Consider the following 21,587-nt stretch of genomic DNA (forward strand, 5'->3'; position numbering starts at 1 on the left):
GAATTGATACCACCAGCTTAAACTAAAAAATCCGAGAGCCTCACAGCCCTCGGATTTTTTGTTTTTGGTGTTCTAGTTATAAGCGTTACGCGAATTACAAATCAGCGCCATAGATATCAAACGTGAAGTACTTAGAAGCAATCTTGTCGTAAGTACCATTTGCTCTGATCTCTTCAATCGCGGCATTGAATTGTTTCGCCAGTTTTGAATCCTGTTTTCTTAGTGCTAAAGCCGTACCTTCACCAATGTAGGCTTTGTCAGTTACTGCTTTGCCTTTAAATTCAAAACCCTCACCTTCTTTCTTATCTAAAAAAGCGAGCGACAGTTGATCGGAATTGCCGAAGGTAAGATCTAAACGGCCATTTTGCAGATCCAGATACACTTCATCTTGCCCGGTATAACGTTTAATGTTTGCCACATCACCAAACTTATCTGTTACGTAGCGATCGTGAATCGTGCCTTGTTGAACACCGATGGTTTTGCCCGCTAAGCCGGCCTCATCGACGCTGAATTCCGCGCTTTTAGCAGCAACAAACACGGCTGGAGTTTGGTAGTACTTATCAGTAAACAAGATCTTACGCTTACGCTCTTCGGTAATACGCATTGAAGCCATAATCACATCTGACTTTCTTGCCAACAAACTTGGAATTAGCGAGTCCCAACTTTGTGAAACCCAAGTACAATCGAGTTTGGCTTGCTCACACAAGGCATCAGCTATCTCAATATCAAACCCAACAGGCACACCGTCACTGTTTTTATAGTTGAATGGCGGATACGTAAAGTCTGACGCCAAACGGATTTCTTTCGCCTGTACCGTTGTACCAAGTAAAGCGGCCGCACAAGCGAGTCCTAGTATTATCTTTTTCATCATTGCCATCCTAGATATGATCTTTATCGAGTTGAGATTGAGTTTCTTTATGTTGAGATTGTTGAATTTGTCTGCCTTGTTGATTCTTTTCTAATTCGGTTTGGTAGCGTGTTAGTGACGTTATCACTTCTAGCATGCTCTCTTGGCTACCAATACTGATTCGAACACAGTTACGCAAAGCAGGTTCATGGTTTTGATTCCTTGTCACAATGCCATCCTTCGCCAATACACTGAACACTTGATGCCCAGGTTTTTGACGCAGCAAAATAAAGTTCGTCGATGAAGGGTAAACAGACTCGATGAAATCAAACTGCGTTAACTCACAAGCAAACCAGTTGCGTAGTTCGACCAGCTTTTGTGTAGCACCTTGCATCACTGAGACTCGTTCATCAGACAAAGCGTCTAGCACGATTTGCGATGAGCAATCTGGCATTGGATACGGTGGAATTAATTTAGCGACATACTGCATCACATTTTGACTCGCTAAGATAAAGCCACAGCGCACCGCAGCAAGTCCAAACGCCTTAGATAAAGTGCGAATCACAACCAAGTGCGGATAACGCTCAATAAGGCTAACGGCTGACGTTTGTGGTTCAAATTCGATATACGCTTCATCAACCACCACTAGAGATTTCCCGATAGTCCCTTCCAGTACCTGAATCAAATCCGATCTGGGAATCACATTACCCGTTGGATTGTTTGGTGAACAAAGGAAAACGATATTGACCAACTCAGCTTTATTCAGAATGTCAGCAACATCTAAGCTGAAATCTTCCTGCAAAGGAGAGTCGAGCGTTTCAATCGCTAATGCATCAGCGCAAAACTCATACATGGCATACGTTGGTGAACAAATCAGGATATTGTCACTCGCGGGCTTACAGAATGTTCTGATCAGCAAGTCAATCGCTTCATCAGCGCCACGAACAGCAACAGTTGCAGCGTCAGTTCCGCAATACGCTTGGTAAGCCTTGGCAATATCTTGTGGTAAAAAGTCTGGGTAACGATTATGGCTGGCTTCTCCTTGAAACAGCGAGCTTTCCAATTCGTTCGCGTTTAGCCATACACGTCCATCACCACCAATTCTTCTTGCCGATTGATAAGGTATTAATTTTTTTACAGCCTGAGGCACTAAGCTATCAATAAAAGATGTCAAGAAGCTATCCCTTTCACAAAATCACAATGTCTTCACCACTGCCTTCATATTCAAAAAATGTGAACCATGCACATATTGAATCACAAATGATGACTAAGTATTTACATTCAAACAGAACACTATTGATAAATGAATCGAAATAATCACATAATAGCCATGATAAAAAGTCATAGGTAAAGATATGAATAGCACACTTTCTTCAACCAAAACCTTGCTCGCATTTTTATCGACGGCAAGGCACCTTAACTTTACGCGCGCGGCACATGAGCTCAATGTCACGCAAGGTGCAGTGAGTCGTCAGGTACTCTCGTTTGAAGAAAGCCTTGGCTGCGACCTCTTCTATCGCCATGCTCGAGGATTGTCTTTAACGCCGAAAGGAGAAGAGCTGGTTCCCTTGATACAAGGAACGATTCATCAACTGCAATCGGCTCTGAATCAAGTGGCTAGCTCTCCCTCTAAGATCAAACTCAATGCTCCGAGTTGTATTACCTCTTGGCTCTTACCCAAGTTGATGTCATTTCAACAGGCCTATCCTGATATTGATGTCGAGCTCACTTCGACCATCAAGCACGTTTTTGAGCCAAGCTTTGATCCCTTCGATGCGGTGATTACTTATGGCAAGAAACCAAGCCAACACTCAATTGTTAGCCAACTACTGTTCAACGAGCAACTAGCTCCTGTCTGCCAAACACAGAGTATTGTTCCAAGTCACCTGATAGATAGCACTTCAACTGTCATCAAGCCACACAAGCTTGCTCAGTACACTTGGTTGCACGCTAACAATGAGCAGAGTGACTGGCGACTATGGTTAGAGCACATAGGAAGCCATGACCTTTCAAGCAAGAACAACCAACAATTCGCGACACTCGACCAAGCGATGAATGCCGCGATTCAGGGCTTTGGTATAGCAATCGGTGACATCACGCTTGCTAAGCAAGATATTGATTTGGGCAGATTGGTGAAAGTGAGTGAAGGCAGTGTCTTCTCTGGAAATGGTTACTTCCTATTACAACCCAAGAACCGTCAGAATGCCTCGCTATCAACCTTAGTCGATTGGCTAGTCGATTAACGGTTATCAAATTGCCAATTCAGGAGCCTTAAAGCTTCAGTAGATCGTCATAATGAGAATTTTACCATTCTCAAAATAAAACTATTTTTCGTCAGCTCCGTATTGGTGTTTAGAGAATAGAACTTACGTTCCTTTAACTAATTGAAAAGAAATTCAATTCTATTTGGTAGGAAAGTGGTTCTGTTCAATTGGAAAAAATGGCATTCGAATTGCTTTGTCATAGATAACCCAACCAATATACAGCAGGTTGCATCATTTGAACTGCAGCTTGTCACGGAGGATAGGCTATGACCTTACAAAGACATACGTATTACGGCTTAATTCACCATGGAATTAAAACCTTATTAATGGACAGAATTGGTCACTTCACAGAACGTGAATATCACGAGTATCTCGACTTAACGACCGGTAAATCGACATGTTTTGCCATGAGTGAGCAAGAACTCGAAAACACCTTAGACAGTTTGAAAAGCGAAGGTTATCTTGAAGACATCAAGAAGCTGATACCTCGCTACCAAACCTCGTCAATGCGATAACCTGTCTAAACTCGTTAAACACGATGAAGGGTTAGATGGAATTAAATGGCACCCAATTGTCTCGGGCTATTTAGCATCGAGACAGTTTTCGTTAGACTGTCTGCAACTCAACTAACTGGATAGTCAGTGCCACATGAAGCAAATCCTTGATTTCATTCCTCTCATTATTTTCTTTGCGCTGTACAAGATGTATGACATCTATACCGCGACTGGTGCTTTGATCGTTGCATCTGCAGTTCAAATTGTTTTGACGTATTTCATCTACAAGAAAGTAGAAAAAATGCAGATCATCACGTTTCTGATGGTTGCCGTATTTGGCGGCATGACCATCTTCTTGCACGACGACAACTTCATTAAGTGGAAAGTGACCATCGTTTACGCGCTGTTTGCTATCGGCCTGACAGTCAGTCACATCATGGGCAAGTCAGCTATTAAAGGAATGTTGGGCAAAGAGATTTCACTTCCTGAGTCAGTGTGGGCCAAGATCAACTGGGCATGGACTCTGTTCTTTACTCTATGCGCTATTCTCAACGTTTACGTTGCTTTCAACCTACCGTTGGATGTTTGGGTGAACTTCAAGGTGTTTGGCTTACTCATCGCTACCCTGCTCTTCACCTTACTGACGGGTGTATATATTTATAAGCATTTACCAAAAGATCAGCACCTACAAAAAGACCAACAGCAAGAACTAACAGACAAAAATACCGACGAGAAGTAACCCTAAGGGATGAGTCCTCATTCCCTTTTTGATACAATTCTTATCAATATGCTATTTAACAGTGGCCAATGATACTCGTGATCATTGGCCACTGGCTTTTTTGTGTTGCAGAAACTGGTCAAAATAAAGCCTATTATTTACTGACAATCTCACTAAATTAGCGGCAATCTGGTTTCTTGTTGTTCAATGCACTCATTTGCCAATGTGCTTAACCAGTCAACACATCTGTTTTTATTTAAGATAATCAATACCATCAAGAGTACAACAATGACTATTCAATCAACTTTGAACCCGATTGGTTCTTTACTTCTTCGCACATTAGCGATGCCTTCTGATACAAATGCAGCAGGCCAGATTTTCGGTGGTTGGATAATGTCTCAGCTCGACCTAGCTGGCGGTATCTTGGCGAAAGAGATCTCTAACGGCAAAATAGTCACAGTTTCAGTATCAAGTATCGAGTTCAAACAACCAGTCTCTGTGGGTGATGTGGTATGTGTTTATGGTGATTGCACTAAGATTGGTCGCAGCTCGATGAATATCGACCTAGAAGTATGGGTTAAGCCGGTACTTGACCACGGCATCGGTGACCGTTACAAGGTTTGTGGCGCGACATTCAACTACGTCGCGGTTGATGAAAGTGGTAAGCCTCGCTCTATCAATAAATAGGACTTTTCACTCCGTCGTTTACGTAAATGGTCTTTAGTTCGAGTCAATGAAATAGCTAAAGACCATAGAGCTCTCTCGCACCAATTCACAATTTCTTATCATTAGCTCTTCCAATACCAATTAGTTCGCGTAAATTAGCAAGATAGCGAATTTAAACGCCCCAATTTAGTGAAGTAAAATAAGGATATCTCAATATGTGGTACGTGATTTTTTCTCAAGACGTCGAAAATTCATTAGAAAAGCGCCTAAGTGTTCGCCCACAACATCTAGAACGCCTACAAACACTTCACGATGAAGGCCGACTGTTAACAGCAGGCCCAATGCCAGCCATTGACTCAGATAACCCTGGTGAAGCTGGCTTCACAGGTTCGACTGTGATTGCTGAGTTTAATTCTTTAGAAGATGCACAGACATGGGCAGACGCAGACCCGTACATCGCTGCTGGTGTCTACCAAAATGTTATTGTTAAACCATTCAAGAAAGTATTTTAACGTGAAAAAATGGATTATTGGCTCACTGACTTTAGCTCTGCTCGCAGGCTGTTCATCAAGTGAGCATGACGAACAAAGACAGCTAGAGATGATGGCGCAGCACCGTGCTGGCGTTTTATCTGCTGGCCTGCCGATTGAGTACGGCCCGCTGTCGGTCATGCGCGTATTAGCAAAAAACACGGTTATCGAAATCATGATGATCTACAACCAAGATGCAAAAGGTGCTAAGCCTTTAAACCAAGTTGTAGACATGAGTGTGAATAGCTACTGCACTAACTCAGAAGTAAGAGCAAACCTTGACATGGGCTTGGCTTACAACATCAAGATTCGTAACACACGCGGACAATTGATGGTTGAGAAGCTGATCAGCAAAAATACCTGTCAGAGCAGCAGTTAGATTCGAGATTTAAACAAGCATAAAACCAGAAGGCCTAGCATTTGCGAGGCCTTTTTTGTGGTTCATCGTGGATTAGCGGGTCAATCAAATCTTAGGCCGAACTATGCCTCAGCTGATTCCCACTCTTTACGCAGTGTCTTCGTCGCCGATACAAGGTTGGCCAAGGCGGCTTCTGTCTCAGCCCAGTTACGCGTCTTCAGTCCGCAGTCAGGGTTTGCCCATAAACGTTCAACCGGAATTCTCTTTGCCGCTTTCTTAAGTAAATCAATAATCCACTCTTCTGAAGGGATGTTTGGCGAGTGAATATCGTAAACACCCGGGCCTATCGCATTCGGATAGTTAAACTCTTCAAACGCTTTCAATAGTTCCATATTTGAACGAGAGGTTTCAATGGTAATCACATCGGCGTCTAATGCGGCCACTGAATCAATGATTTCGTTGAACTCGCTGTAGCACATGTGAGTATGAATTTGCGTCTCTGGTTTAGCACTCGCGGCCGAGATCTTAAAGGCATCGACGGCCCATTCTAAATATTCTGCGTGGTCACGTTTTTTCAATGGTAAACCTTCACGAATCGCTGGTTCATCAATCTGAATAATATTGATTCCTGCATCTTGTAGGTCAGACACTTCATCACGCAGCGCAAATGCCAATTGATTAGTGATCTCTTTGCGTGAGATGTCTTCACGTGGGAACGTCCAGCACAAGATAGTGACAGGGCCAGTTAACATCCCTTTCATTTGTTTAGAAGTTAGAGATTGGGCATAGGTAGACCACTCCACCGTCATCGGTTTCTCACGCTCGATATCCGCGACTACAATAGCTGGTTTCACGCAGCGAGAACCGTAGCTTTGCACCCAACCAAATTTAGTGGTTTGAAAGCCCGCTAGATTTTCTGCAAAGTACTCCACCATATCATTACGTTCCGCTTCACCATGAACCAACACATCCAAATCTAGCGCTTCTTGGCGTTTCACCGCATCCGCAATATGGCCTTTCAATGCGGTTGTGTATTCCGCTTCACTCAGTTTGCCGGTTCGGTAAGCACTACGCTGAATTCGGATCTCCCCTGTTTGTGGGAACGAACCAATGGTTGTGGTTGGCAATAGTGGTAAACCCAGCACCTCAGACTGATGAACCGCACGTTCTGCATAAGGAGCACTACGCTCTGCTAATGCTTTGGTAATCGTGCTAAGACGAGCCTGTACTTGAGGCTTGTTCACATGAGTCGAGCTCTTACGTGCAACAATAGGTTGGCTATAAGTCTCACACGCTAATATGGCATTTTGATCGCCGTCAAGCGCAGCACCCAATAAGCTAACTTCCGTGACTTTCTGTTTCGCGAAAGCAAACCAGCTTTTCACTTCATCGCTAAGTGAATCTTCTAACTCTAAGTCAACTGGGCTGTGCAGCAGCGAACATGAACTTGCGACCCAAAGCTTATCGTCTAACTTCTCTTTCACTGGTTGCAGTTTCGCTAGCTGAGTAGCCAAGTCTGCTCGCCAAACATTGCGCCCGTTGATGACACCTGCAGACAGCACCCACTCTTCAGGTAGTTTACTCACGACTTCATCGAGTTGTTGTGGCGCAGCAGCCAAATCGATGTGTAAACCATTGACGGGCAGTTCTATGATTTTATCTAACGTGTCAGTCACCGAATCAAAGTAAGTGGTAAGCAGCAGTTTTACATCACCTTGAATCACTTGATAAGCCAACTTGAATGAATCAGCCCAACGTTTTTCAAGTTCCAGAGAAAGGATAGGCTCATCGATTTGCACCCACTCAACACCTAACTTGGAAAGTTTAGCCAAAATCGCTTGGTAGGCAGTAAGCAGGCGTGGAAGCAAGCTTAGGCGATCAAAGCCCTCTTCCACTTCTTTGCCTAGGTACAAGTAAGACAGCGGGCCAAGAAGGACTGGCTTAACCTTATGCCCAGCTTGAATAGCTTCATTCACTTCATCAAACAGTTGCGGCCAGCTCACGTCAAACGAATCATCTTTACTGAATTCGGGCACAATGTAGTGGTAGTTAGTGTTGAACCACTTGGTCATGTCAGATGCAGCTGCACCGTCTTGAGCACTTTCTGAACCATGTTTCCCGCCACAACAAGTTGGCTGCTTTTGAGATTGTATTTGAGTTTGTGATTGCCCGCGACCAACACGGAACAAGGTATCTAAGTCTGGGAAGGCTTTCTCTTCTTCAGAGCCACCAGCGTGACGCTTTGGCACATGACCCAAAAGCAAAGTCGTTGTTAACACATGGTCGTACCATGCGAAGTCACCCGCAGTTGCAAAGCTTAGATTCGCGTCGGCTTGTACATTCCAGTTACGATTTCTCAGTTCGCTGCCGAGCTGCTTAAGCTCTGACTGGCCAATCTCGCCGCGCCAGTACTTCTCTAATGTAAATTTCAGTTCGCGTTTTTCACCGATGCGTGGGTAGCCAAGAATATGCGTTGTCGTAGTCATGAGCCTGTTCCTTATTCAATAATTGTTAGTATCTTTTCAGACCACCTATTGAAGATTACGCTTTATCAAAAAGGCGTCTGGATGGCTAAACTATCCACCCAATCTGAATAATGAACAACGTCCAAATATTCATCTTGTTTATTAAAAATATTCATCTTGAATAAACCAAAGATGAGGAACTCAAAACCATCTAGACATCTAGACGTTTACAAATGATAAAAAACCCCGTAGGGTGATTATTAAGAAATATTGAATTGGCTTAGGGAATATGAGGAATACTCATGATAGAGCTTAAACACCTTCGAACATTGACTACCTTGAGAGACAGCGGCTCACTGACAGCAACTGCAACCTCTCTTCATCTGACGCAGTCGGCGCTTTCTCATCAATTGAAAGACCTTGAGGCGCGTATTGGCGGTCAGCTTTTCCTTCGTAAAACTAGGCCAGTTAAATTCACCTCTGAAGGTGAGATTTTGCTTAAGCTCGCCGATGAGATACAGCCAAGAATCGCTAAAGCAGAGAACGAACTCGCAAGCCTGAAAGAGGATGTGAATGGCCGTTTGCACATGGCGATCGAGTGTCACTCATGCTTCCAATGGTTAATGCCCGCTTTGAAGGAATACCAAGTTGCTTGGCCAAGCGTAACCCTAGATTTCTCGTCAGGCTTTGGTTTTGAGCCGCTGCCCGCATTAATGGCTGGTGAATTAGATTTGGTGATCACCTCTGATATACAGCCGCGTTCAGAGGTTCATTATGAGCCACTCTTTGATTTCGAGATGCGTTTGATCACTGCAATAAACTCGCCTTTGGCTGAAAAGCCAAGCATTGAACCGCAAGATCTTAGCGATCTCACGATGCTCTCCTATCCAGTTCAAAAACAGCGTTTAGATGTCGTGAAGCACTTTTTGCAACCTGCAGGTGTAGAACCTAAGAAGTGGAAGCAGGCAGACAACACCTTGATGTTGGTGCAAATGGTATCGGCAGGATTAGGTGTCGCGGCATTACCAAACTGGGCAATCAGTGAGTTCTCAAGGCAAGGCTTGATAGCCAGCAAGCCGTTAGGTAAAGGGCTTTCGAGAAGACTGTTTGCTGCAGTAAGAAACTCAGAAAAAGACAAGCGTTACCTACAGGCTTTCTTTAGTACGGCAAGGCAACAGAGTAAGAGTCACCTTGATGGTATTGAGGTCGTTTAACAATAACCATCATCAACTAACTCCGCTTACACCAAGCACAAGAAACAAATGCCAGAAACAAAAAAAGTCACAGATAATCTGTGACTTTTTAGTTTCAGTACCGATGATTTTCGATACCTGTTGATTCGCGAAAAATAGACTATCTTGCGTAAGATTTAAACTGGTTAGTCAGTGGGTCGTATTGATAGCCAAGCATATCAAGCTTACCGACGACACTTTCTATATCCATCTCATACATGCTAATGAGCTCTTCAAAACTGTCGCACTCTAAGCGCAGTTTTTCGTTCACTATTCCCAGCAAGATAATGCTATCCAGGCTTTTGACGTTGCTTAAATCCATCTCGTACTCCTTACGAACACACTGACTAGAGTTAAGTTTAGAACGCTTACCAAGGTCACGCTAAAAAACAGATCACACTTCTTAAATCATATACGTGGTTACAATGCCCGAAGTTACAATGCCCAAACTGGCGTTAAACCAACAGCAGCCGCTAATAACATCAACAATGAAACCGTAAGTTGAAGCTTTTCAGGTGTCTTAACGAACAGTAGATGCCAACACCACACCACGATAGAAGAGATCAACAAAGCGAAGCTAAATAGTAACGTGGAAATTACTGGCTCTAACTGAGCTTCAGAGAGTGAGTAAACATTCACGACTGTTGCCAGTACCACCAACATACCCGCCAATACACCCACCACTGGCAAAACACGGTGGAAAGCTTGCAAACGCGTTCTTGCGATCGTCAGCAGTAAATGACCAAACGCAGCACCTAACAATACGACCAACAGCAGAGTCGTAATGATGCCGACTGTGGTTGCTTGCTCCGTCGCTTGAATAGCAACGTAAGATAACGCCAAACCACACGCCAAATACATAACCCAGATAGGGCCAGAATCACGAGTCTTCTTAGTTTGAACTTGAGAATAGAAATAAAAAATTGCGAACACGACCAGAAAGGCTTCAATTTTTACTGAGGCAACCGCCAGCCAAAGCACGCCAATTGCAGGTAACATCTTGTGAATACGGCCACGTTGTCCCGGGCAAATATCCCCTTTCACCAAGATGAGGGTTAAGATCAGTTGGGCTCCTAAAAGCATCGGAGCAAATTGTACTAATAACGTTTCGACCATTGTGGATCTACTTCTTCAGACTTATTTTCGCGAATAATATCAAAAACTGCTGCGAACACTAATCAAAATCACAAATTAGCGACGTTATTCAAGGCTTCAACTATGCTGTTGTATGGCTCTTTTGATGCTTTTAAAAGCGATATAGCGAAAGACACCAGAACTAACAGGGGCATGTTCTACTGGCTAGTCTAGTCTCATGCCGCTATAATTCCCGCCTCAAAAATCAGAGGTTGAAATATGTACAGCGATATCACTCCTATTCACGAACACAAAAAATACTGGGCCGAGTGCTACGGAACTGCACCCTTTTTGCCTACCAGTAGAAAGGAGATGGATGCTCTTGGATGGGATAGCTGTGACATTATTATTGTAACTGGTGATGCGTATGTCGATCACCCGAGCTTTGGTATGGCTATCATCGGCCGTCTGCTTGAAGCTCAAGGTTTCCGCGTAGGCATTATTGCTCAACCAAAGTGGGACAATAAAGATGCCTTCATGAAGCTAGGTAAACCTAACCTATTTTTCGGCATCACAGCGGGTAACATGGACTCCATGATCAACCGCTACACCTCTGATCGCAAATTACGTCACGATGATGCTTACACACCAAACAATGAAGGTGGCAAGCGTCCTGACCGTGCAACTCTGGTTTATTCTCAACGCTGTCGTGAAGCTTACAAAGGCACGCCAATCGTTCTTGGTGGTATTGAAGCAAGCTTGCGCCGTGTTGCGCACTACGACTACTGGTCGGATAAAGTTCGTCGCTCTGTATTGTTTGATGCAAAAGCCGACATTCTTCTTTTTGGTAACGCTGAACGTGCACTGGTTGAAGTGGCACATCGCATTGCCGACGGCGAAGACATGTCTACGCTAACCAATATCCGCGGTACTGCTATCAATCTTCCAGCAGCGCCTGAAGGCTTCAAAATCATTGACTCTTCTCGTATCGAAAAGCCGAACAAAGCGTATGTTCCCGTTAACCCATACGAAGTTGAAACCCAGTGTGATACCAAGAAAGACGAAAAAGAAGAAGTAAAAGCGCAGCCTATTACTATTCGCCCTTCTCGTCACGATGCAAAAACTACAGCAGTTCGTATCCCAGGTTACGAAAAGCTAAACAATGACCGTATTCTTTACGCTCACGCTAGCCGTATTCTACACCTTGAGACAAACCCGTACTCGGGTCGTGCTCTGATTCAACGTCACGGTGATCGTGAGCTCTGGGTTAACCAAGCGCCAATTCCACTGACTACAGAAGAGATGGATTACGTGTTTGGCCTTGCTTACAAGCGTGTTCCTCACCCGATGTACGGTAAAGCGAAAATCCCAGCATACGACATGATCAAAACCTCGGTTAATATCATGCGTGGTTGTTTTGGTGGTTGTTCTTTCTGTTCAATCACAGAGCACGAAGGTCGTATCATTCAAAACCGTTCGAAAGAATCTATCTTGGATGAGATCGAAGACATTAAAGATAAAGTACCGGGCTTTACCGGTACTATTTCTGACTTAGGTGGTCCAACGGCGAACATGTACCGTTTAGGTTGTTCAGATCCAAAAGCAGAAATTAACTGCCGTCGTCCATCATGTGTGTTCCCGAAAATCTGTGAAAAGCTAAACACAGACCATCAACACACCATCGACCTGTACCGCTCAGCAAGAAAAGTACCGGGCGTTAAGAAGATCATGATTGCTTCTGGTGTTCGTTACGACCTAGCGATTGAGTCTCCAGAATACGTTCGTGAGCTTGTGACTCACCACGTTGGTGGTTACTTGAAGATTGCTCCAGAGCATACTGAAAAAGGCCCGTTGGACCTGATGATGAAACCGGGCATGGGCACTTACGATCGTTTCAAAGAGATGTTCGAGAAGTACAGCGCTGAAGCCGGTAAGAAACAGTACCTGATTCCTTACTTCATCTCTGCTCATCCGGGCACAGAAGACGAAGATATGCTTAACCTTGCAATGTGGCTGAAAAAGCATAACTACGAATGTGACCAAGTACAGAACTTCTACCCATCGCCAATGTGTAATGCAACATCGATGTACTACTCAGAGACCAACCCTCTGAAACGCGTGAAATATAAGAAGCGTGAAGATGTTCCTGTACCTAAAGGTGATCGTCAACGTCGTCTCCATAAAGCACTGCTACGTTACCACGATCCTGAAAACTGGAAGATCATCCGTGAAGCGCTGATCAGTATGGGCAAACAGCACTTGATCGGCGACAAAGTAAACTGCCTAGTACCAGCAGAAGACTTTGATGCTCAAACGCCAGCACAACGTCGTAAGTCTGGTCGTCACGGTTCACAACGTTTTGCGACTAAACACAGCAAATCTCAACCGGGTTTAGGCGGCGAGAAGCCACGTAATCACTCTAAATCTGGTGGCAAGAAGCCTACTGGTAACGGTAGCCAAGGCAATGCTAACCAAGGTAACGGAAAGCAAAACGCTGGTGGTAGTAACAACGGTAACGGTCGTAAACCAGCGACAGGCTTCATTAAGAAAGGTCCTGGTAGTCAGCAATCACAAGGTAATGGCAGCGGAAACGGCAAACCAAACCGCAATAAAGGCGGTAATGGTCAAGGTGGCAAACCTGCAAGTAACGGCAAGAACCGCCAGCGCGCAGCACAACGCTAATATCGCAAGCCAATTTATTCTGTTATCGTAAAAACACAAAGCGCAGCTATTTAGCTGCGCTTTTTTGTTTTTGCCAACTCATCAAAAATCTCACTGAGTTGTCTAACGAGTAAATACCCAATACTGACTAAACAAATAGTTGGTGACCATACCCACTAAGATACCAACCGCCATTGCGATAAACACGGCCCCAGTAAATGCAGGCAACAGTTCCGTCACCAACTTAAAGCACAACAAATTAGGAATCGCCGATATCGATGCGGAAAACATGAATTTCTGCCACTGGATCAACTTTTCGGACCAACTCCCCTGACCTTTGAATCCAAAAGTCAGCACGCGATTACCAAACCACGTTGTCGTTGCAGCAGCAATGAACGAGCCTATTCTCGCCGTCATTAAAGGCAAACCAGCAATGTAATGCAGAAAGGCAAATACCGCACAATCAACAACAAATCCACCAGCACCAACCACAGCAAATCGAACCATCCTGTGATGGGATTGGAGCTTTTGACTGTGTGCCTGAAGCTTATTATTGAACATTTGCAGCCCTGAGTTAATGCTGAACATCACTTTCACTTCGAATGTGGCTCAACGACAAATTTGGTTTGATGTTTTGGCTATGGCAGCTGAACAAAGCACGCTTTATTTTCACCGTTGGTTCCAAAATACAAGTTAACGCGTTGTCTTTAATCTTGGTTTCCACTTCAGATCTTTTACCAATCAGATAGAACTTATCAATGCCCACTATCTGCTCGATATCGAGAAGTCTTTTCGCTTGACCATGACTGTAAAATTGCCCAGAGAATGGTCGTTTACCCACGTAAAAGCTTGGCGCAGAATCCGTAATCTGTTCGAAAATAATACGGTCACTTTTCTCGTTCGCCTTGCCGAGATTCAGGTAGACCATCGCAATCATTAGCAACACAGGCAGAACCAAAGCCACGCTCGAGAACCACTTCTTATCTTTTTCCACTACGAGTATAGCAATCAACAAGCCAAGAGCCGGAATACCTGGTAGGACGTAAGCTGGGAGAATATTGCCCGCCATAGTGAAAAGAATCAGAGGTGAAATCAACCAACAGACAAGAAATGAAAACAGCCCACTATTCTCAGTGTTAATTTCTGCAATTTTCTTACGGCGAACAAACGCCAATATAGGCAAAACAATTGACCAAGGCGCAGCGGCTTGAATCCAGAATACCCAGATCATACCTCGTGCTTGGTCATGAGCAGAACCGTACAGATCACCTTCCCAGCCACTCACAACAAAACGCTTAAAGTGTTCGCCAACAATAAAGTAGTCGATGAAGCCCGGCGTTGCCATTTCAGCCATGATGTACCAAGGTAGAGCAATCGCTAACATCACACCTAAACCAGACAACAATGGGAAACGTTGCCAAAGCGCTTTGAAAGCACCAAAGAAGCCGTGTTGTAATACCAACCAAGGGAAAACTGCGATACCCATGATCACAATCGCTACTGGCCCTTTTGCAAGCAAGCCTAGTGCTAAACCAATGAAACCAACATAACCCCAAGATCGATTAGTCTTCGCACTCCCTTCACCCTTCCCCGCTTCTCCTCCTAGCCAACATAGGTAGAAACCCAGCATGGCAATAGTCATCGCTAAGGTTAACGCGATGTCTGTCATCACAGCACCTGCCGCAATAGAGAAAATACCACATGTCGCCAACACTACCGCGGCAACCAACGCACTTTGCCCTGTTCGTTTCGCCATGTAAGCGGTCAACAAAATCGTTGCTACACCCGCTAACCAATGTGGTGCGCGAACGGCAAACTCACTCAGGCCGAACAACTCAATACCGGCAGCGCTCATCCATGTAAACAACGGTGGCTTACCCCAGAAAGGAATACCGTAATCAAACTGAGGCGTTAACCAATTCCCAGTTTCCACCATCAGACGTGCCATTTCGCCATAGCGCGCTTCTGTGGTATCCATTAATGGATAGGTTGCCAAAGATAAAAGCCTTAAAACCAATGCAAAAGCCAACAAGTACCATAGGTGCGTTCGGTTCAGGTTCAGGTTCAGGCTCATGCTGACTCCTCTAATTTAAAATGTGTTTTTAATGCCGGTGTATCGACCACCGATTGGATCAGATACAAAGGACGATTCTTGGTTTCAATGAAAATACGACCTATGTACTCTCCCATTAAACCAACACACAACAGTTGGATACCGCCAAGGGCAAGCTGTACGACCATCATTGACGGATAGCCCGTGATGGGCTCACCAAACATCATGGTTTTGAACACGATGAAGACGCCATACACGAAAGCAGTAAGTGCCACTAAGCCACCAACGGCCGTCGCAATACGCAGTGGGCGGATAGAGAATGAAGTGATGCCATCCATCGCCAAGCCAACCAGCTTCAAGTAGTTCCACTTGGTCTCACCACAAAAGCGCGCGTCGCGCTTAAACTGAATCGTTGCTTGCCTAAAACCCGGCCATGAGAAAATACCTTTCATGTAGCGATTACGTTCAGGAAGTTGATTGATATGGTCGACGACTTCACGGCTCAACAGTCTGAAATCACCGACATTTTCAGGAACATCGATTTTCGCAGCCACATTCATGACTTTGTAAAAGCTCGCCGCTGAAAACTTCTTAAACCACGTTTCACCATCACGCTGGCTGCGCTGCATATTCACAACGTCATAGCCTTCGCGCCACTTGGCAACCATTTGTGGGATCAGCTCCGGCGGATCTTGCAGGTCTGCGTCTAACAAGATCACCGCTTGTCCTCGGCAATGCTCAAGACCAGCACTCATGGCTGACTCTTTACCAAAGTTACGGCTTAAACCAATCACCGAGATTGAGCTGTTGATTGAAGTGAATGAACTCACCAAGTCCAAGCTGTTGTCTTTGCTGCCATCGTCGACATAAACAATCTCACTCGTGATCGGTAAGCTATCAAGCACCTTGGTAAGGCGAGAGTGGAACTCTTCCAATACCTCTTGTTCATCGTAAAAAGGCACAATGATAGACAAAGAGACCGCAGGATTGATCTGCGATGTAGATATCTTAGGGCGGCTAATATGAAGTTCAGACATAATACGTTCTTCTATTTTTTAATCTGAAGCCAATCTACCCTCCCATAAGTGAAAGTTATGTTATTGACATATTTTTCACGCTCACTCAGGATAATGTTACTGTCTATTTCTGTATGAGAATCAAAATGAAACGAGTTCTATTAGTCGAAGATAACCGTGAAATTGCAGGTGTCTTGTTTGATTATTTTGAGTGTATTGGCATGGAACTCGATTACGCAGACAACGGTGAACTTGGCCTACAACTCGCGTTGGAACACTCATTTGATATCATCATATTGGATCTAATGTTACCGAGAATGGACGGCCTAACGGTTTGTAATAAACTGCGAGACCAAGGTAACGCGACACCTATTTTGATGCTGACCGCCTTAGATAGCCGAGAAGATATGCTGAAAGGCTTTGAACACGGTGCCGATGATTACCTCACCAAGCCTTTTGATTTGGATATTCTAGAAGCAAGAATGAACGCGTTAGTCCGTCGTTACCGCGGAAAAGTCGCCTCTTCAAAACTTCAGTTCGATGAACTCACCATCGACCAAAAAACCCGTAAAGCTTACCGCCAAGATAAACTACTAGCGCTCAATCCAACCACTTACACCATACTTGAGATGCTGTGCCAAAGCGCACCTGAAGTAGTCACTCGTGAAACTATTTCCTACAAGTTATGGGAAGAAAACGAGCCCAACAATGATGTGTTGCGCAGTCACATTTATCAGTTACGTAATCAACTCGACAAGCCTTTTGACACTCAGATGTTAATTACGGTGCCTAAAGTTGGCTTCCGATTGGAGCCATCGAATTGATTTCAAATGTTCTTACAAGCACAAAAACCCTAACGGGCCGCTTAGCGGTTTTCTTTGGGTTAATGGCCGTAATTGTGTCGGCATTTGTCTATGTGGTATTTATCACAGCCCTGTACTTGTCGGAAGACCGCGTGGGTGAAAGACGCATCCTAATTGACCGCAACTATGCAGTCGGGTTATTCCAGTCAGGCGAAAGTGGAGAGCTTCGTATTGATGACCTGACTATCGCTTACAACGATCTTTCCTATCTACCGAAAAAGTATTTAAAGTATATTGAAGGCAAAGAAAATTTCATTGGTGAGGTCGGTGAAGATCCAGAATCTCGCATGGTCTATGTAGGCGAGTATACTCATGAAGGTAGAACTCACCCTATTGTTCTGCTTTCTGAAATAGACCGTGTCGAGCTTAGTGTCTTTGAGCTCGTTTATGCCACCACATTTGTATTAGCCCTTCTCTCTATTCTAATATTCAGCTTCGGAGCTCTGCTCTATCGGTTGTCTAAACGGCTGATTGAGCCCTTCAACTCCCTGTCTGAACAGCTTGAATCCAATAAGCTCAATCTAAACGAAGAATTTGGAGTGAATGACGATGCGGCGGTGGAGTTTCGTCAGTTGACGGATCAACTCAATCAATACAGAAGAGAAATCAATTCTCTAGTAAAACGCGAGCAAGCTTTCGCACGCTACTCAAGTCATGAACTAAGAACTCCGTTGACTGTTGCTCGTGGTGCCAACAAACTGTTACTGAGAAGCGAAACAACCGAATTTCAATCTCGTCAGGTTGAACGTATTGATGAAGCCATTGTTCAAATGTCTGAAATGGTCGATGCACTGCTTGGTCTCGTTCGCTATGAAAGAAACAGTGACGATGCACCTCTACGTTTATTCAGCCAGCAAGAGCTAGAGACTATCGTTTCTAAAAATTCGTTGCAGGCTGACGAGAAGGAAGTCGCGATAACCTTACAAGTTCAATCAGAACCAACCATTCAAGCCACCAGCGCGATCATGAATATGTTGGTCGGTAACTTGTTAAGAAACGCGATTGCAGCAACTAATAGCGGTACAGTAACTATCACCCTTTCTCAAGACAGTCTTATTATTGAAGATCAAGGCGAAGGCCTGCAGGAGCAATACAACCCGAATGGACATGGGCTAGGTTTGTTGATTGTCGATGACTTGTGTCAGCGTTTTCATTGGGACTTTGAATTGTTCAATCGCAGCTGTAGTGGATGCACAGCCAAGATCACCTTTCAAGCCGATTCATCCGAGTCAATATCGAACGAAAACTTGATTTAGTTGGTTTACAGCCGCCTCTGGCTACTAGATACTCGTCCGTCCTATTTGATTTAAAAATGCTGGCTCTTTAGTCAGCATTTTGTTTAAGTGCGATGAAACTAAATAATAGCCCTGTAACTCAGCATCAATTTAACGACCACGCCTTTTTCTTAAAGCGTGACGATCAACTTCACTCACACTTTTGCGGTAACAAAGCCCGCAAGTTCATGAAGCTGCTGGAAGACGAGCACCCAGAGACCACAACCTTGATCAGCTATGGTTCTGCGCAGGCTAACTCTCTGTTCTCACTCGCGGCACTGGCAAAGATCAAAGGTTGGACGCTTGAGTTCTACGTCGATCATCTTCCCGAGTGGCTACTAGAACGCCCAATAGGTAATTACCGTGGTGCAGTAGACCTTGGCGCTAAGGTGATTTCAGTCAAAGAGACAGGCTCTGAGCTTCATCCACAAGCGTATATTGAGCAAGTAAGACAACCTGACTCCCACTGCATTGTATTACCAGAGGGTGGACGCTCTCAGCTTGCTGAGTATGGTGTTAAGCAATTGGCAATGGAAATACTGAGCTGGACTCGCTTCGAAAACCAACACGATTTTGTGGTCGCACTCCCCGCAGGGACAGGCAGCACTGCTCTCTATCTTCATAAGCATTTAAAACTGCACAACATCCCGGTCTTAACCTGTGCTTGTGTCGGTGGTAGCGACTATTTAACGCAGCAATTTAATGAGCTAGGTGAAACCGAACATCCACAGATCTTATCGCTCGAAACCAAACACCACTTTGGAAAATTGTATCAACAGGATTATCAAACTTGGTTGGATCTACAAGAGCAAACCGACATCGAGTTTGACCTGCTTTACGACCCATTGATGTGGCAATGCTTAGAACAATGGCAAGAAGATAACCCAACTAAAACCATTATCTACATTCACCAAGGCGGTATCTTAGGTAACGAATCGATGCTGCCACGCTATCAGCGAAAATATCCAGATATGTGCCGTAGCACGACTAACGCTTCCTGGTAATTGCCCCGTCACACCGAGCTCTGGATATTCGAATTTCCGTAATCTGAGAACACCGTCATACAGCCATCACACTTGATCGTGATGGCTGTTTTAGCGTTTCACTTTCATATTTTACCTCTACTCTTACACTTCAAATTAAAGACAGTAATCTGGCGAGAATCATCGCGTTATCTATACTTTCGATTGGAACGGCAATTGTCATCGAAAGGAATAACGTATGCGAAAACTCACTATGCTCGGCTGCTTGTCAGTTTTACTGCCCATCTCAGCGATTTCAGGAGAAAACGTCACTTACCAAGTGGATGGAGTGGATTACGAAGGCTATTGGAGTGAAGCCAGCGACCAAGCACCTTTAGTGCTATTAGTACACGATTGGGATGGCTTAACCGATTACGAGAAGAAACGTTCTGAGATGCTCAATGAGCTTGGGTACAACGTGTTCGCCATCGACCTGTTTGGTAAAGGCATTCGTCCAACAGAAGTGAAAGACAAAAAGCAACACACCGGCGAACTGTATAAAGACAGAGCAAAAATACGTACGCTACTTAATGCGGGAGCAATGGAAGCCGAAAGGCTTGGAGGTAACTTAGATAATAACGTGATGATGGGTTACTGTTTTGGCGGCGCTGCCGTTTTAGAAGCGGCTCGTGCAGGTATCCCTTCGAAAGCTTATGTTACCTTCCACGGTGGTTTATCGACACCGAAAGGACAAGATTACTCGCAAACCAAAGCCCCAGTTGTCGTATTCCATGGCACAGCAGACGCCATGATCTCAATGCACGACTTTGGAAGCCTCGCCGCTCAACTTGAATCAACCAAAGTTCCGCATGAGATGATCACTTATAGTGGTGCGCCACACGCCTTCACAGTATTCGGATCGAATAACTATCAACATGAAGCTGACCAAAAATCATGGCAACGCTTTACTCAGTTGTTAAGTTCGGTATCTCGTTAACTTTCAATCTAGGTAACAGCCCAACGGCAGCCTGTTACCTAATTCGTACTAATTATTAGCGAGTATTTCTTTAAATTTGGTGTTCGTCACTCAAAAAGAAAGCGCTTTCTTGTAGTGTGTCTCTATTATCAATCAGGCACTCTGAATCAGATATGCTTTTTTAACTGTGAGAAATTATGAAATATTTAGCAATTCTACCAGCGGTATTCGCACTAAGCGCCTGTTCAACAGTGACAGAGTCACCGGTTAGCTACCACAAAACTTCTCCGGGGCTAGAGTCACTACAGAACAACGAAAACTGCTGTGAAAACCTGAGTACAATTCAATATCAAAGCGTTACGAACCCAGAAGAAACATCTGTTTCGATCACCACAGCAAGCCCTAAGATCGAGTTCAAATCGGGCCGATCCTTTGCTGGAGGGCTAAAGCTTCCTACAACACTAGATGCTATTCGTTTTTCAGTGACTTCAAATGCTAGTTATTCAGCATTCGTTCCGTCACTTTTAGTCTTAGACAAAAATTACCAGCCGCTAGATGTCATTGGCAATGAAAGTATTAAGTACCAACCACTTAGCCTGCTTGATGGTGCACAATATGGCGCGCAAATCGAACTGCAAGAACGTTACTTAAACGGCGAGGCTCCTGCTTACTTGGTCGTATTCACAACCAGCGAAGCACTCGCGGAAACAACTCCTGTCGAAAAACCAAGTGATATGGCGATACGTTCTGGTGATATCCAGGCAAACATCGCTCATAACACGGACTACGCCATCCCTCATTCTGCAATCGGGAAAGTCTTCTTTGATTTTAAATTCACAGCGGTAACCACCGTTGTTGAAGAACAAAACCGTCAAAAGCGAGTTCAACAAATTATTCCAGAATCAACCGTAGCCCAATCAGATTTATTAACGGAAAATACACTGAATAAGAAAGAGGTTTATCAAACTCTTATAGAAAACTCGGTTTCATCTGGAGATTTTAGTGCAGCACTGACTTACGTTGAAGAATCTGAGCGATTAGGAATCGAAGGGATGCGAAACTCCTTTGTTGACGCGATGAAGCAATATCAAAAAGCACAATAACTCAGCCTCAAAGTAGTCGTTTATTTTCTCT

General features: G+C 44.4%; 21 protein-coding genes. 13 read left to right on the forward strand and 8 right to left on the reverse strand.

Annotated elements, in window-relative coordinates:
- Positions 1–94 precede the first annotated feature (94 nt).
- Together CWO08_RS13470 and hisC are read right to left on the reverse strand one after the other, a co-directional pair.
- The gene (locus tag CWO08_RS13470; RefSeq protein ID WP_048659769.1) at positions 95–868 is read right to left on the reverse strand and encodes an ABC transporter substrate-binding protein; all 774 of its coding nucleotides are present in this window, start codon (positions 866–868) and stop codon (positions 95–97) included.
- Between the two features lie 10 nt (positions 869–878).
- Positions 879–2,021, reverse strand: a complete 1,143-nt coding sequence (gene hisC / locus CWO08_RS13475; protein WP_048659611.1) for a histidinol-phosphate transaminase — start codon at positions 2,019–2,021, stop codon at positions 879–881.
- A gap of 181 nt (positions 2,022–2,202) precedes the next feature.
- Here hisC and CWO08_RS13480 point away from each other — a divergent pair, with 181 nt between their 5' ends.
- The 6 genes from CWO08_RS13480 to CWO08_RS13505 all read left to right on the forward strand — a co-directional run bounded on the left by CWO08_RS13480 (position 2,203) and on the right by CWO08_RS13505 (position 5,898).
- Positions 2,203–3,090, forward strand: coding sequence for a LysR substrate-binding domain-containing protein (locus CWO08_RS13480; RefSeq protein ID WP_108020619.1), 888 nt, complete (start codon positions 2,203–2,205; stop codon positions 3,088–3,090).
- Between the two features lie 287 nt (positions 3,091–3,377).
- Positions 3,378–3,626, forward strand: coding sequence for a hypothetical protein (locus CWO08_RS13485; RefSeq protein ID WP_017069991.1), 249 nt, complete (start codon positions 3,378–3,380; stop codon positions 3,624–3,626).
- Positions 3,627–3,759: 133 nt separating this feature from the next.
- Complete coding sequence (locus CWO08_RS13490; protein ID WP_048659613.1) at positions 3,760–4,344, forward strand: septation protein A; 585 nt, start codon at positions 3,760–3,762, stop codon at positions 4,342–4,344.
- 267 nt (positions 4,345–4,611) lie between these two features.
- The gene (gene yciA / locus CWO08_RS13495) at positions 4,612–5,010 is read left to right on the forward strand and encodes an acyl-CoA thioester hydrolase YciA (RefSeq protein ID WP_009846426.1); all 399 of its coding nucleotides are present in this window, start codon (positions 4,612–4,614) and stop codon (positions 5,008–5,010) included.
- Between the two features lie 194 nt (positions 5,011–5,204).
- Positions 5,205–5,501 carry a YciI family protein gene (locus CWO08_RS13500; RefSeq protein WP_017063533.1) on the forward strand — a complete coding sequence of 99 codons (297 nt, stop codon included), beginning with the start codon at positions 5,205–5,207 and terminating at the stop codon, positions 5,499–5,501.
- 1 nt (position 5,502) lies between these two features.
- Entirely contained in the window at positions 5,503–5,898 is a 396-nt protein-coding gene (locus CWO08_RS13505; RefSeq protein WP_048659614.1) for a GspS/AspS pilotin family protein, read from the forward strand.
- A 101-nt stretch (positions 5,899–5,999) separates the two neighbouring features.
- On the opposite strand, the gene metE is transcribed toward CWO08_RS13505, so the two are convergent.
- Positions 6,000–8,363: a 5-methyltetrahydropteroyltriglutamate--homocysteine S-methyltransferase gene (gene metE, locus CWO08_RS13510; RefSeq protein WP_102432902.1), complete on the reverse strand. Its 2,364-nt coding sequence runs from the start codon at positions 8,361–8,363 to the stop codon at positions 6,000–6,002.
- 281 nt (positions 8,364–8,644) lie between these two features.
- Here metE and CWO08_RS13515 point away from each other — a divergent pair, with 281 nt between their 5' ends.
- Positions 8,645–9,556, forward strand: a complete 912-nt coding sequence (locus CWO08_RS13515; protein WP_048664705.1) for a LysR substrate-binding domain-containing protein — start codon at positions 8,645–8,647, stop codon at positions 9,554–9,556.
- Positions 9,557–9,695: 139 nt separating this feature from the next.
- Here the strand turns inward: CWO08_RS13515 and CWO08_RS13520 are convergent, their stop codons facing one another.
- Together CWO08_RS13520 and CWO08_RS13525 are read right to left on the reverse strand one after the other, a co-directional pair.
- Positions 9,696–9,896, reverse strand: coding sequence for a DUF4250 domain-containing protein (locus CWO08_RS13520; RefSeq protein ID WP_004741624.1), 201 nt, complete (start codon positions 9,894–9,896; stop codon positions 9,696–9,698).
- A gap of 113 nt (positions 9,897–10,009) precedes the next feature.
- Complete coding sequence (locus tag CWO08_RS13525; protein ID WP_048659617.1) at positions 10,010–10,690, reverse strand: hypothetical protein; 681 nt, start codon at positions 10,688–10,690, stop codon at positions 10,010–10,012.
- A 330-nt stretch (positions 10,691–11,020) separates the two neighbouring features.
- On the opposite strand from CWO08_RS13525, the gene CWO08_RS13530 reads away from it, so the two are divergent.
- A complete protein-coding gene (locus tag CWO08_RS13530) occupies positions 11,021–13,330 on the forward strand; it encodes a YgiQ family radical SAM protein (protein ID WP_055319766.1) in 2,310 nt (769 codons plus the stop codon).
- A gap of 102 nt (positions 13,331–13,432) precedes the next feature.
- Here CWO08_RS13530 and CWO08_RS13535 read toward each other — a convergent pair whose 3' ends face one another.
- The 3 genes from CWO08_RS13535 to CWO08_RS13545 are packed head-to-tail and all read right to left on the reverse strand — an operon-like array spanning position 13,433 to position 16,399.
- Positions 13,433–13,897 carry a GtrA family protein gene (locus tag CWO08_RS13535; protein ID WP_102432903.1) on the reverse strand — a complete coding sequence of 155 codons (465 nt, stop codon included), beginning with the start codon at positions 13,895–13,897 and terminating at the stop codon, positions 13,433–13,435.
- A complete protein-coding gene (locus tag CWO08_RS13540) occupies positions 13,884–15,371 on the reverse strand; it encodes a glycosyltransferase family 39 protein (RefSeq protein ID WP_108020632.1) in 1,488 nt (495 codons plus the stop codon). Before CWO08_RS13540 ends, CWO08_RS13535 begins: the two co-directional genes overlap by 14 nt.
- Positions 15,372–15,379: 8 nt before the next feature.
- Entirely contained in the window at positions 15,380–16,399 is a 1,020-nt protein-coding gene (locus tag CWO08_RS13545) for a glycosyltransferase family 2 protein (RefSeq protein WP_108020620.1), read from the reverse strand.
- Positions 16,400–16,524: 125 nt separating this feature from the next.
- On the opposite strand from CWO08_RS13545, the gene CWO08_RS13550 reads away from it, so the two are divergent.
- The 5 genes from CWO08_RS13550 to CWO08_RS13570 all read left to right on the forward strand — a co-directional run bounded on the left by CWO08_RS13550 (position 16,525) and on the right by CWO08_RS13570 (position 21,556).
- A complete protein-coding gene (locus CWO08_RS13550) occupies positions 16,525–17,202 on the forward strand; it encodes a response regulator transcription factor (protein ID WP_108020621.1) in 678 nt (225 codons plus the stop codon).
- On the forward strand, positions 17,199–18,497 hold the full coding sequence (locus CWO08_RS13555) for a HAMP domain-containing sensor histidine kinase (protein WP_102530469.1): 1,299 nt from the start codon (positions 17,199–17,201) through the stop codon (positions 18,495–18,497). The genes CWO08_RS13550 and CWO08_RS13555 overlap by 4 nt, the downstream gene beginning before the upstream one ends.
- 92 nt (positions 18,498–18,589) lie before the next feature.
- On the forward strand, positions 18,590–19,519 hold the full coding sequence (locus tag CWO08_RS13560; RefSeq protein WP_108020622.1) for a pyridoxal-phosphate dependent enzyme: 930 nt from the start codon (positions 18,590–18,592) through the stop codon (positions 19,517–19,519).
- Between the two features lie 217 nt (positions 19,520–19,736).
- Complete coding sequence (locus CWO08_RS13565) at positions 19,737–20,474, forward strand: dienelactone hydrolase family protein (RefSeq protein ID WP_102432908.1); 738 nt, start codon at positions 19,737–19,739, stop codon at positions 20,472–20,474.
- A gap of 176 nt (positions 20,475–20,650) precedes the next feature.
- On the forward strand, positions 20,651–21,556 hold the full coding sequence (locus CWO08_RS13570; protein ID WP_102432909.1) for a MalM family protein: 906 nt from the start codon (positions 20,651–20,653) through the stop codon (positions 21,554–21,556).
- Positions 21,557–21,587 lie beyond the last annotated feature (31 nt).

The organism is Vibrio sp. 10N.286.48.B8 (genome assembly GCF_003050085.1).
GTDB classification, from domain to species: domain Bacteria; phylum Pseudomonadota; class Gammaproteobacteria; order Enterobacterales; family Vibrionaceae; genus Vibrio; species Vibrio crassostreae.

What these genes read in the sequence shown, in the direction of transcription:
- CWO08_RS13520 (WP_004741624.1), bottom strand. Translation starts at nt 9,896, where the DNA reads ATGGATTTAAGCAACGTCAAAAGCCTGGATAGCATTATCTTGCTGGGA.
- CWO08_RS13515 (WP_048664705.1), top strand. Translation starts at nt 8,645, where the DNA reads ATGATAGAGCTTAAACACCTTCGAACATTGACTACCTTGAGAGACAGC.
- CWO08_RS13490 (WP_048659613.1), top strand. Translation starts at nt 3,760, where the DNA reads ATGAAGCAAATCCTTGATTTCATTCCTCTCATTATTTTCTTTGCGCTG.
- CWO08_RS13560 (WP_108020622.1), top strand. Translation starts at nt 18,590, where the DNA reads ATGAAACTAAATAATAGCCCTGTAACTCAGCATCAATTTAACGACCAC.
- CWO08_RS13530 (WP_055319766.1), top strand. Translation starts at nt 11,021, where the DNA reads ATGGATGCTCTTGGATGGGATAGCTGTGACATTATTATTGTAACTGGT.
- CWO08_RS13525 (WP_048659617.1), bottom strand. Translation starts at nt 10,690, where the DNA reads ATGGTCGAAACGTTATTAGTACAATTTGCTCCGATGCTTTTAGGAGCC.
- CWO08_RS13535 (WP_102432903.1), bottom strand. Translation starts at nt 13,897, where the DNA reads ATGTTCAGCATTAACTCAGGGCTGCAAATGTTCAATAATAAGCTTCAG.
- CWO08_RS13550 (WP_108020621.1), top strand. Translation starts at nt 16,525, where the DNA reads ATGAAACGAGTTCTATTAGTCGAAGATAACCGTGAAATTGCAGGTGTC.
- CWO08_RS13480 (WP_108020619.1), top strand. Translation starts at nt 2,203, where the DNA reads ATGAATAGCACACTTTCTTCAACCAAAACCTTGCTCGCATTTTTATCG.
- CWO08_RS13570 (WP_102432909.1), top strand. Translation starts at nt 20,651, where the DNA reads ATGAAATATTTAGCAATTCTACCAGCGGTATTCGCACTAAGCGCCTGT.
- CWO08_RS13565 (WP_102432908.1), top strand. Translation starts at nt 19,737, where the DNA reads ATGCGAAAACTCACTATGCTCGGCTGCTTGTCAGTTTTACTGCCCATC.
- CWO08_RS13485 (WP_017069991.1), top strand. Translation starts at nt 3,378, where the DNA reads ATGACCTTACAAAGACATACGTATTACGGCTTAATTCACCATGGAATT.
- CWO08_RS13470 (WP_048659769.1), bottom strand. Translation starts at nt 868, where the DNA reads ATGAAAAAGATAATACTAGGACTCGCTTGTGCGGCCGCTTTACTTGGT.
- CWO08_RS13545 (WP_108020620.1), bottom strand. Translation starts at nt 16,399, where the DNA reads ATGTCTGAACTTCATATTAGCCGCCCTAAGATATCTACATCGCAGATC.
- CWO08_RS13500 (WP_017063533.1), top strand. Translation starts at nt 5,205, where the DNA reads ATGTGGTACGTGATTTTTTCTCAAGACGTCGAAAATTCATTAGAAAAG.
- metE (WP_102432902.1), bottom strand. Translation starts at nt 8,363, where the DNA reads ATGACTACGACAACGCATATTCTTGGCTACCCACGCATCGGTGAAAAA.
- yciA (WP_009846426.1), top strand. Translation starts at nt 4,612, where the DNA reads ATGACTATTCAATCAACTTTGAACCCGATTGGTTCTTTACTTCTTCGC.